The following is a 10605-nucleotide window of genomic DNA, read 5'->3' as shown; positions in this document are numbered from 1 at the left end:
GACGACGACCGACGGGTTGATGAAGTTGACGATCATGGCCAGCACGTCGCCGATGTCGCGGCCCGCCTGACGAACGGCCTGGATCGCGGCGAGGTCGCCGGCCCGGACGAGGTCGACGACGTGGGTCGCCTCGGTGACTCCCGGTCGGCCCAGCACCCGCGCGATCGCGGGCCCGGCGGCGAGGGCCTCCAGGCAGCCGACGTTCCCGCAGCGGCACAGCACGTCGCTCCCGCGCGAGACGCGGATGTGGCCGATGTCCCCGGCCGTGCCCTGCCCGCCGCGCTGGAGCTCGCCACCGGCGATGATGCCGGCGCCGATCCCCGTCGCGGCCTTGATGAGGATCAGGTCGTCGACGCCGGGGAACTGGGTGTCCTGCTCGCCCAGGGCCATGATGTTGACGTCGTTGTCGATCAGCACGGGCACCTCGAACGAGTGCCGGACGAACTGCGGCACGTCGAAGCGGTCCCAGCCGGGCATGATCGGCGGGTTGATGGCCCTGCCGGTCGAGTGCTCCACCGGGCCAGGCAGGCCGATGCCGATGCCCGCCAGGTCGGTGCGCGGGCGCCCGGTCTGCAGCAGCAGCCGGTCGATCGTCGCGGTCACCCAGCGCAGGACCGTGACCGGGCCGTCGGCGATGTCCAGGTCCTCGCGTTCCTGCGCCAGCACGGTGCCGGACAGGTCGACGACCGCCGCGCGGGCGTGTCGCGCTCCGAGGTCGATCGCCGCCACGACGCGTGCGCCGGTGTTGACCGCCAGCAGTGACGGTGGGCGTCCGCCCGTGGAGCTGCGGCCGCCGTAGGGGGTGATGAGTCCCAGGCGCAGCAGCAGGTCGACGCGGGACGCGACGGTGGAGCGGGCCAGGCCGCTCGACTCGGCCAGCTCGGCGCGCGTCATCGGGCGACCTTCGCGCTGCAGCAGGGCGAACACGTCGCTGGTCTTCACGGTGCTGATTCAATCACTCTCCCTTTTGAACGTCCAGTGATCGACTTCTGCCGGATCCTCGACAGAACGGGAGATCTGTGTCACAGTTCTGACGTGAATCAGCCTGACCACAGCCAGCACGGAGCCGCGCCGGTCCTGCGCGTCCGCGCGGTGACCAAGGCGTTCGTCGGCAACCAGGTCCTGCACGGCGTCGACCTCGACCTGCACGCCGGGCAGGTGCTCGGGCTCGTGGGCGAGAACGGCGCCGGGAAGTCCACGCTGATGAAGATCCTCGCCGGGGTGCACCCCGCCGACGCCGGCACGATCGAGCTCGACGGCGAGCCCGTCGGCTTCGGCCACCCGGTCGAGGCCCAGCGCGCGGGACTCGCCACGGTGTTCCAGGAGTTCAACCTGCTTCCCGAGCGCACCATCGCCGAGAACATCCACCTCGGCCGCGAGCTCCGCGGACGCGGTGGCCTGGTCGACACCCGCCGGATGGAGCAGGAGACCGCCGCGCTGCTGGAGGGCCTCGGCATCCAGGGCATGCGCCCCTCGCGCCGGGTGCGGTCCCTCTCGGTCGCCGAGCAGCAGATCGTCGAGATCGCCAAGGCCGTCAGCTTCGACGCCCGCGTGATCCAGATGGACGAGCCCACGGCGGCGCTGGCCGACCACGAGGTCGAGCTGCTCTACCGGATCGTGCGCGAGCTGACGTCGCGCGGCGTCGCCATCGTCTACGTCTCCCACCGGCTGCGCGAGGTCCTGGACCTGTGCGACACGGTGACCGTATTGAAGGACGGCCGGCAGGTCGACACGCGCCCCGCCTCCGAGCTGGACGAGGCCACCTTGGTGCGCCTCATGGTCGGACGCCCCATGGACTCGTTCATCCCGGATCCTGCCCCGGGCACCACGGTCGGCGAGCCGCGGTTGCAGCTGCGCGGAGCCGGCAACGGCTACGTCGACGGCATCGACCTGACCCTGCACGCCGGCGAGATCGTCGGCATCGCGGGCCTGCAGGGCTCCGGCCGCACCGAGCTGCTCGAGGGGATCTTCGGGATCCAGCCGTTCACCCGCGGCGAGCTCCTCGTCGACGGCGAGGCCACGCCGATCGGCTCCCCGCGGCGCGCCATCCGCTCGGGCCTGGCCCTGGTCACCGAGGACCGCAAGGCCACCGGCCTCGCCCTGCACCAGTCCCTGCTGGACAACGCGCTCGGCGTGGTCCGCGCCGTCTTCCCGCGGCGCACCGAGTCGGCGCGGCACGAGGTGCCCAGCCTGTTCGGCTCGCTGTCGGTCTCGGCCCGCTCGCTCAGCCAGGAGGCCCAGTTCCTCTCCGGCGGCAACCAGCAGAAGGTCGTGCTGGCGCGCTGGCTGGCCACCGACCCGCGGATCGTGCTGCTCGACGAGCCCACGCGCGGCATCGACGTCGGCGCGAAGCACGCCATCTACGAGGTCATGCGCGAGCTGGCCGCGCGTGGCATCGCCGTGCTGATGGTGTCCAGCGAGCTGCCCGAGGTCATCGGGATGTCCGACCGGGTGCTCGTCATGCGTGACGGCCGCCTCGCCGGAGAGCTGCCCGGCGGCTCCGACGAGGAGACGATCCTGTCGCTCGCCGCCGGCCTGGACGAGGAGATCGCCTCATGAGGGCACGACTGGCGGCCCTGGACTCGACGATGATCGTGTTCATCGTGCTGGCCTTCTCGATCGTGGCCGGCTCGGTCATCACGGCACTCGAGGGCCGCAACTTCTTCAGCGTCGGCAACATCGACAACGTCCTGACCACCATGACGATCCTGGGCCTGATCGCGATCGGCCAGACGCTCGTGATCCTCGTGGGCTCGCTGGACCTCTCGGTGCCGTTCATGGTCAGCCTCGCCAGCGTGCTGGCGGGAGGGATCATGGCCGACCGCTCCGCCAACATCGCCGTCGGCGTCGCGGCGGCGCTGGGCGTCGCGGTGCTCTTCGGCCTGGTGAACGGCCTGATCGTCAGCCTGCTCAACGTCCACGGGTTCATCGCCACGCTCGGCACGGGCCTCATCGTCTCGGGCTTCCTCGGGTCGAACTACCAGGGCAGTTCAGGCACGGCGCCCCACGCCTTCCGCCTGCTCGACGCGACGCGGATCGGCCCGGTCCCGGTGGCCACATTGATCATGCTGGTGTGCGCGGGCCTGGCCGTGCTGATGCTGCGACGGACGCGGCTCGGACACCACATCTACGCCGTCGGCGGCAACGCCGAGGTGGCCCGCATGTCGGGCGTCAGGACGCAGGTTCCGATCATCGCCGCCCACGTCATCTGCTCGGTGACGGCCGCCCTCGCCGGACTGCTGCTGCTCGCGCGACTCGGCGTCGGCCAGCCGACGGTCGGCTCGCAGGCCGGCTACGACCTGATGTCCATCGCGGCGGTCGTGCTCGGCGGCACCCTGCTGTCGGGTGGCAAGGGCAGCATCGTCGGCACGATCGCGGGCGTCGGCATCTTCGCCGTCCTCGACAACGTCATGGGCGTCATGCAGCTGAACCCGTTCCTGAAGGACGTCGTGCGAGGGATCGTCATCGTCGTCGCGGTCGCCGTCTACGCGCGCCGCGAGATCGACCGGCGACCCGAGCGCTTCGGCACGACGACGGAGGTCACGTCATGAGCACGAGAGTGCTGCCGCTCCACGAGGGCACGCCCGGCCGGCGGTTCCTGGCCGTCCTGGCCACTCCCGGTGGCGCCGTCTTCCTGCTCGTCATCGCGCTGCTCCTCGCGATCGTCGTGTCCAACCCGAGCTTCGCCGAGGGCAACTCGCTGATTCGCTTCGCGGGTCGCACGGCACCGATCGCGATCGCCGCGATGGGCCAGTACTTCGTCATCGTCAGCGGTGAGTTCGACCTCTCGATGGGTGCGGTCATCGCCGCCCAGGTGGTGCTGGCGGGCAACGTCATCGGCCAGGACGAGGCACGGATCCTGCCGGGCCTGCTGCTGATGCTGGCCGTCGGAGCCGGGATCGGCCTGCTCAACGGCCTGGCCACCACGCTGCTCAAGGTGCCGAGCTTCATCGTCACGCTGGGCATGATGCTCTCGCTGACCGGCCTGGTGCGGTACGTCACCGGCGGTGCCGCGACGGGCAACCCGTCGGACCGCTTCCGCGAGATCGGCCGTGGCGGCATCGAGAACGTGCCGATCGTCGGGATGATCCCGTACCCGCTCCTGGTGCTCCTGGTCGCCGGAGCGCTTGCCGTGTGGCTCATGCGCCGTCCCTTCGGCCGCACGCTCATCGCCGCCGGCGACAACCCCGAGTCCGCCCGCTTCTCCGGCACGCCGCTGTGGTGGACCAAGACGCGGGCCTTCATGATCTCGTCCCTGTCCGCGACGGTCGCGGGCGTGCTGCTGGTCGGCTACGCCGGCGTGCACCCCTCCGTCGGCTCGGGCTACGAGTTCGCCGCGATCACCGCGGTGGTCCTGGGCGGCGTCGTGCTCGGCGGCGGACGCGGCTGGGTCCTCTCGGCGGCCGCCGGCGCCTTCGCGCTCGAGCTGCTGTTCGTGCTGCTGTACAGCCTCGACGTCGCGTCGACCTGGCGCGACACCGTCCAGGGCGCGATCATCATCGCCGCCGTCGCCCTCTCGGGCCGGGCCTGGCAGGGCGCCGTGCGCCGCCGCGCCCCCACGACTTCTCCACCCCCCACACCCCAGCCCGCCACGGGCGCAACGACAGGAGAGAACTGATGCGCGCATCAATGAGAGGGGTACTCGTGTCGGCTGCGGCCGTCCTGGTACTGGCCGGCTGCAGCACGGACGACGTGTCCGACGCCGGCGACGACGACTCGGGATCGAAGGACACCGAGTGGTTCGTGCAGGCTGACTTCGACCGTCAGGACGAGCAGCGCGGCGCCACCTTCGAGGGCGATCCCGCCACGCCGTGGATGCAGTACATCGCCGGCGACATGACCGACACCGCCGAGTTCAAGACCGAGGGCCCCAAGAAGGTCTGCTTCGCGAACGCCTCGATCAGCAACCCGTGGCGCCAGACCGGCTGGATCACGATGCAGCAGCAGCTGAAGGTGATGCAGGACGAGGGCGTCGTCTCGCAGATGGAGACCCGCGACGCGCAGGACTCCGACGACACGCAGATCGCCGACATCGACTACTTCATCAAGGAGGGCAACTGCGACGCCTTCATCATCTCGCCGAACTCGACGGCGGCGATGACGCCGGCCGTCGAGCGCGCCTGTGAGACCGGCAAGCCGGTCGTCGTGTTCGACCGCGGCGTCGACACCGACTGCGCCACCACGTTCATCCACCCGATCGGTGGCTACGCGTGGGGCATCGACACGGCCGAGTTCCTGGTGGACAACCTCGAGAAGGGCGACAAGGTCATCGCGCTGCGCATCCTGCCCGGCGTCGACGTCCTGGAGACCCGCTGGGCCGCGGCCGAGAAGATCTTCGAGGAGAACGACATCGACGCCGAGGACCAGTTCACCGACGCCGATCCCACCAAGATCAAGCAGATCATCACCGACGCGATCAACTCCGACGACATCAAGGGCGTCTGGATGGACGCCGGTGACGGTGCCGTCGCGGCGATCGAGGCCTTCGAGGACGCGGGCAAGGACTACCCGGTCATGACCGGTGAGGACGAGATGAGCTTCCTGCGCAAGTGGGAGGACACGGGCCTGACCGGCCTGGCGCCCGTCTACTCCAACTTCCAGTGGCGCACGCCGCTGCTGGCCCTGCAGAAGATCTTCGCGGGCGAGGAGGTGCCGGCCGAGTGGGTCCTGCCCCAGTCGCCGATCACCGAGGACGACCGCGCGGACTACCTGAAGGCCAACGACGGGATGCCGGACGGGCACTACGCCAAGTTCGGCGGTGAGGACCTCCCGGGCTTCCCGAAGGCCTGGCAGGACCGCTGATCGCGACCGGGTGGCGGCGACTCGGCGCCGCCACCCGGCTCACCATCCCTCTCGACAGGAGAACTCATGCGCACCATCGGCATCAACACGTGGGTCTGGCAGTCACCGCTCACCGACGCCACGGTCGAGGCGCGCCTGGAGCACGTCGCGGCCCTGGGCTTCGACGTGGTGGAGCTCCCGCTGGAGAACCTCGGTGACCTGACCGCGGACGTCGTCGGGCCCGCGCTCGAGCGCACCGGGCTCGCTCCGGCGGTCGTCGGCGCGATGGCGCCCGGACGCGACCTCGTCGGAGCAGACGACGCGGCCGTCGCCGCGACGCAGGACTACCTGCGCGGGTGCATCGACCTCGCCGCGGGCATCGGGGCCGAAGCGGTCTGCGGTCCGTTCTACGCGGCCACCGGCCGCACCTGGCGCCTGACGCCGGGCGAGCGCCGCGAGGCCTACCGGGAGTGGCGCGACCACCTGGCACCGGTCGTCGAGCACGCGGCGGACCGCGGCGTGCGGATCGGCATCGAGCCGCTGAACCGGTACGAGACGTCGCTGGTCAACACGGTCGACCAGGCGCTCGAAGGCCTCGACGGGCTCCTCGGAGCCTCGCTCGGCCTCGCGCTGGACACCTATCACCTGAACATCGAGGAGCGGTCCAGCGCCGGCGCGATCCGTGCGGCCGGAGATCACCTCGTGCACGTCCAGGTCTGCGGCAGCGACCGGGGCGCCCCCGGTGGCGACCAGACCGACTGGGACGCCCTGGTCGGCGCCCTCGACGAGGTCGGGCACACGGGTCCGCTCGTCATCGAGAGCTTCACGGCGGAGAACGCCTCGATCGCCACGGCGGCGTCGATCTGGCGGCCGCTCGCGGCGACGCAGGACGACCTCGCGCGCGACGGTCTCGCGTTCCTGCGCGAGCTGACCGCGGCGGGGGTGTCCCGATGACGCGTGCTCTCGGGGTGGCCGTCATCGGCTACTCATTCATGGGCCGGGCGCACTCCAACGCCTGGCGCAACGTCGGTGCCTTCCATCCTCACCTCCCGCGCGTCTCGCAGCAGGTCCTGGTCGGACGCGACGAGCCCGCGGTCCGCTCGGCGGCCGACCAGCTCGGGTGGCGGGAGTGGGCCATCGACTGGCGCGACGTCGTCACGCGCGACGACGTGGACGTCGTCGACATCTGCACGCCGGGTCACCTGCACCACGAGATCGCGCTGGCCGCGCTGCACGCGGGCAAGCACGTCGTGGTCGAGAAGCCGCTGACCAACACGCTCGAGGAGTCGGCCGAGCTCGTCGAGGTCGCGTCGAAGGCCCGCGCCGGCGGAGTCCGCTCCATGGTCGGCTTCAACTACCGGTGCGTGCCGGCCCTCGCGCTGGCCCGCTCGGTGATCGCCGACGGGCGGATCGGCGAGGTGCGCCAGGTCCGCGCCTCCTACCTCCAGGACTGGCTCGTCGACCCGGCCGCGCCGATGACGTGGCGGCTGCGCAAGGAGCAGGCCGGCTCGGGCGTGCTCGGCGACCTGGGCTCGCACCTGGTCGACCAGGTGCGCTTCCTGCTCGACGACGAGATCGAGACGGTCTCGGGGCGTCTCGAGACGTTCGTCGAGTCCCGGCCGGGCCCGTCCGGTGCCGAGCCGGTGACGGTGGACGACGCCGCCTGGGCGCTGCTGGGCACGACGCGCGGCGCGGTGGTGAGCGTCGAGGTCAGCCGGATGGCCGCCGGCCGGAAGAACTCCCTGCAGATCGAGGTCTTCGGATCCGGGGGCTCGGTCGCCTTCGACCTCGAGCGCCTCAACGAGCTGTGGGTCGACACCGGCGAGGGGCGCACCCGCGTGCTGGTGACCGAACCGGACCATCCGCACCTGGCGCCTTGGTGGCCGCCCGGCCACGTGCTGGGCTGGGACCACACGTTCACGACCCAGGCCGCCGGGTTCCTTGCCGCGATCGCGGACGGCACCGACCCGACGCCGTCGTTCGAGGACGGGCTGGCGGTGCAGCGGGTGCTCGACGCGGTCGAGCGCAGCGACGTCGCCGGGCGTGGGACCGTCGACCTCGCGACATCCTGATCATCCAAGGAGGGACACCATGGGCAAGCGCTTCACGCTCTTCACGGGCCAGTGGGCCGACCTGACGCTCGAGGAGGTCGCCGAGCTGGCGGCCGGCTGGGGCTACGACGGGCTCGAGATCGCCGTGTCGGGCGAGCACCTCGACGCCTGGCGCTGGGACGACGACGACTACATCGAGGGCCGGCTCGAGATCCTGCGCCGGCACGGCCTCGGCTGCTGGGCGATCTCGAACCACCTCAAGGGCCAGGCCGTGTGCGACGACCCGATCGACGACCGCCACCGGTCCATCGTCGGGCCGCGGGTCTGGGGCGACGGCGACCCCGAAGGGGTGCGCCGCCGCGCCGCCGAGGAGATGCAGCACACCGCTCGCCTCGCCCGGAGGATGGGCGTCGACGTCGTGGTGGGCTTCACCGGCTCGTCGATCTGGCAGTACGTGGCGATGTTCCCGCCCGTTCCGGCCGAGCGCATCGAGGCGGGCTTCCAGGACTTCGCGGACCGCTGGCACCCGATCCTCGACGTCTTCGACGAGTGCGGTGTGCGGTTCGCGCACGAGGTCCACCCGTCCGAGATCGCGTACGACCATTGGTCCACCGTGCGGACCCTGGAGGCGATCGGCCACCGCGAGGCGTTCGGCATCAACTGGGACCCCAGCCACATGCTGTGGCAGGGCCTGGACCCGGTCGCGTTCATCAGCGACTTCGCCGACCGGATCTACCACGTCGACTGCAAGGACACCCGGATGCGCATGGGTGGCGGCCGCAACGGGATCCTGTCGTCGCACCTGCCGTGGGGCGACCAGCGTCGCGGCTGGGACTTCGTCTCCACGGGCCGCGGGGACGTGCCGTGGGAGGACGCGTTCCGGGCCCTGGCGCGCATCGGCTACGCCGGGCCCATCTCGGTGGAGTGGGAGGACGCCGGCATGGACCGGCTCCGCGGTGCCCCCGAGGCGCTGGAGTTCCTCAAGCGGTTCGACTTCGACCTGCCGACCGCCGCGTTCGACGCCGTGTTCGATCAAGGCTGACCGGCGCCGGCTGGGGCAGGACTAGGCTGCGAGGGTGAGGACCCTGATCACGGGCGGCGTGCGCTCCGGCAAGTCGTTCCACGCGGAGTCGCTCGTCGTCGCGGCCACTGACGTGACCTACGTGGCCCCCGGCCCCCGGCCCGACGCCGAGCTCGACCCCGACTGGGCGTCCCGGGTCGCCGCGCACCGCGACCGGCGCCCCGAGCACTGGAAGACCGTCGAGACGGTCGACCTCGAGCGCGCGATCGCGATGACCGACGGCACGGTCCTGATCGACTGCCTCGGCACGTGGGTCACGGCGCTGATCAGCGAGCTGGACGGTTGGGACAAGACGCTCGACGACTGGGAGCCGGAGTTCTGGCTACGCGTCGAGCGCGCCGTGCAGGCGATGGCCGCGCACGCCGAGGACGTCGTCGTCGTGACCAACGAGGTCGGCTGGGGCGTCGTCCCCGAGCACCGCTCCGGGCGGCTGTTCCGCGACCTGCTCGGCAAGGTCAACCAGCGCTTCGCGCTGGACTGCGACGAGGTCCTGCTCGTCGTCGCGGGCCGCGTCCTGCGCCTCTGATCCGGCCCGCGGCGGCCCGGAGGTGCGCGGGGAGGGGAGCGCGAGCGGCGTCAGGCCGGCGGCGTGAAGGAGGCGCGGGCCTCGGCGACCCGCGACCGGACGACGCAGTGGTGCGCGTGGTCGTTCACCAGGCCCATGGCCTGCATGAACGAGAAGACCGTGGTCGGGCCGACGAACTTCCAGCCGCGCCTCTTGAGGTCCTTCGACAGCGCGATCGCGGTCGGCGAGGTGGTGAGCGACTCGGGCTCCGGGATCTCGGCCGGGTCGGGCTCGTGCCGCCACACGAACGCCGCGAGCGAGCCCTCGGACTCGACCAGCTCGAGCGCGCGGGCCGCGTTGTTGATCGCGGCCTGGATCTTGCCCCGGTGCCGCACGATGCCGGTGTCGGCCAGCATCCGCAGGACGTCCGACTCGTCGAAGCCGGCCACGGTCTCCAGGTCGAACCCGGCGAACGCGGCACGGAAGTGCTCGCGCTTGTCCAGGATCGTGCGCCACGACAGGCCCGACTGGAACCCCTCGAGGCAGAACTTCTCGAACAGGCGGACGTCGTCACTGACGGGGAAGCCCCACTCGGTGTCGTGGTACTCGACGAAGCCGGGCGCACCGCCGGCCCAGTCGCAGCGAGGCGCGCCGTCGGGTCCGATGAAGGTCATGCGATCACCGCCGAGAAGCCGATCAGGAGGACAGCGAGGGCGACCTCGATCGAGGCGCCCATCGCATCGCCGATGATGCCACCCAGTCGCCGTGTGACGTGGGCGACGAGGCCGAGCGTGACGACGAGCGCCGCGAGGACGGTGACGACTCCCTGTGCCACGGATGCGCCGGTGAGGGTGGTGACCGCGACGCCGGCCAGGGTCGCTGCCAGCCACACGGCCACCAGGGCCGTGGACGGGACGCTGCCCGCGAACGTGGCGCCCATGCCGTCCTGGCGGGCGGGCGGGACCCCGCGACGCAGGCCCACCGTGGCGGCGGCGCGGGCGAGGCACCACAGCGCCCCGACGGCAGCGGGCCCGAAGTCCCACCCGACCACGACGGTGCCGGCCGCACTCGCCTGCACCAGCAGGACGAGAACCAACGTGGCCGCGCCGGCCGGACCCACGTCCCCGGTCCGGGCGACGGTCAGGGCGCGCTCGCGGTCGTAGGACGAGGCCAGGGCGTCGGCCGTG

At 71.5% G+C, this 10605-nt stretch carries 11 protein-coding genes; 8 read left to right on the top strand and 3 right to left on the bottom strand.

Annotation, left to right across the window (positions count from 1 at the left end; translation table 11 throughout):
* A partial coding sequence (locus RT323_RS14345; protein ID WP_313409671.1) for an ROK family protein occupies nucleotides 1-942 on the bottom strand: 942 nt, incomplete at its 3' end.
* Between the two features lie 93 nt (nucleotides 943-1035).
* Between RT323_RS14345 and RT323_RS14340 the strand changes: the two genes are divergently transcribed.
* The 8 genes from RT323_RS14340 to cobU all read left to right on the top strand — a co-directional run bounded on the left by RT323_RS14340 (nucleotide 1036) and on the right by cobU (nucleotide 9439).
* Nucleotides 1036-2559 carry a sugar ABC transporter ATP-binding protein gene (locus RT323_RS14340; RefSeq protein ID WP_313409669.1) on the top strand — a complete coding sequence of 508 codons (1524 nt, stop codon included), beginning with the start codon at nucleotides 1036-1038 and terminating at the stop codon, nucleotides 2557-2559.
* Nucleotides 2556-3551 (top strand): ABC transporter permease, encoded by a 996-nt coding sequence (locus tag RT323_RS14335; RefSeq protein ID WP_313409667.1) that lies wholly within the window; start codon nucleotides 2556-2558, stop codon nucleotides 3549-3551. Before RT323_RS14340 ends, RT323_RS14335 begins: the two co-directional genes overlap by 4 nt.
* Complete coding sequence (locus RT323_RS14330) at nucleotides 3548-4618, top strand: ABC transporter permease (protein ID WP_313409666.1); 1071 nt, start codon at nucleotides 3548-3550, stop codon at nucleotides 4616-4618. The genes RT323_RS14335 and RT323_RS14330 overlap by 4 nt, the downstream gene beginning before the upstream one ends.
* Nucleotides 4619-4644: 26 nt before the next feature.
* Nucleotides 4645-5802 carry a substrate-binding domain-containing protein gene (locus RT323_RS14325; RefSeq protein WP_313409664.1) on the top strand — a complete coding sequence of 386 codons (1158 nt, stop codon included), beginning with the start codon at nucleotides 4645-4647 and terminating at the stop codon, nucleotides 5800-5802.
* A gap of 66 nt (nucleotides 5803-5868) precedes the next feature.
* Complete coding sequence (locus RT323_RS14320; protein WP_313409663.1) at nucleotides 5869-6735, top strand: sugar phosphate isomerase/epimerase; 867 nt, start codon at nucleotides 5869-5871, stop codon at nucleotides 6733-6735.
* The gene (locus RT323_RS14315; RefSeq protein WP_313409662.1) at nucleotides 6732-7853 is read left to right on the top strand and encodes a Gfo/Idh/MocA family oxidoreductase; all 1122 of its coding nucleotides are present in this window, start codon (nucleotides 6732-6734) and stop codon (nucleotides 7851-7853) included. The genes RT323_RS14320 and RT323_RS14315 overlap by 4 nt, the downstream gene beginning before the upstream one ends.
* A gap of 19 nt (nucleotides 7854-7872) precedes the next feature.
* Entirely contained in the window at nucleotides 7873-8874 is a 1002-nt protein-coding gene (locus RT323_RS14310) for a sugar phosphate isomerase/epimerase (protein ID WP_313409661.1), read from the top strand.
* A gap of 34 nt (nucleotides 8875-8908) precedes the next feature.
* A complete protein-coding gene (cobU, locus tag RT323_RS14305) occupies nucleotides 8909-9439 on the top strand; it encodes a bifunctional adenosylcobinamide kinase/adenosylcobinamide-phosphate guanylyltransferase (protein WP_313409659.1) in 531 nt (176 codons plus the stop codon).
* A gap of 50 nt (nucleotides 9440-9489) precedes the next feature.
* Here the strand turns inward: cobU and RT323_RS14300 are convergent, their stop codons facing one another.
* Together RT323_RS14300 and RT323_RS14295 are read right to left on the bottom strand one after the other, a co-directional pair.
* Complete coding sequence (locus RT323_RS14300; RefSeq protein ID WP_313409657.1) at nucleotides 9490-10092, bottom strand: DNA-3-methyladenine glycosylase I; 603 nt, start codon at nucleotides 10090-10092, stop codon at nucleotides 9490-9492.
* The coding region (locus RT323_RS14295; protein ID WP_313409656.1) for an adenosylcobinamide-GDP ribazoletransferase at nucleotides 10089-10605 on the bottom strand (517 nt) is incomplete at its 5' end. The genes RT323_RS14295 and RT323_RS14300, both read right to left, overlap by 4 nt.

It is taken from the genome of Aeromicrobium sp., assembly GCF_032084975.1.
Classification (GTDB): domain Bacteria; phylum Actinomycetota; class Actinomycetes; order Propionibacteriales; family Nocardioidaceae; genus Aeromicrobium.
Note: the sequence above shows the minus strand (reverse complement) of the source record. Positions and strands in the feature narration are given on the sequence as shown.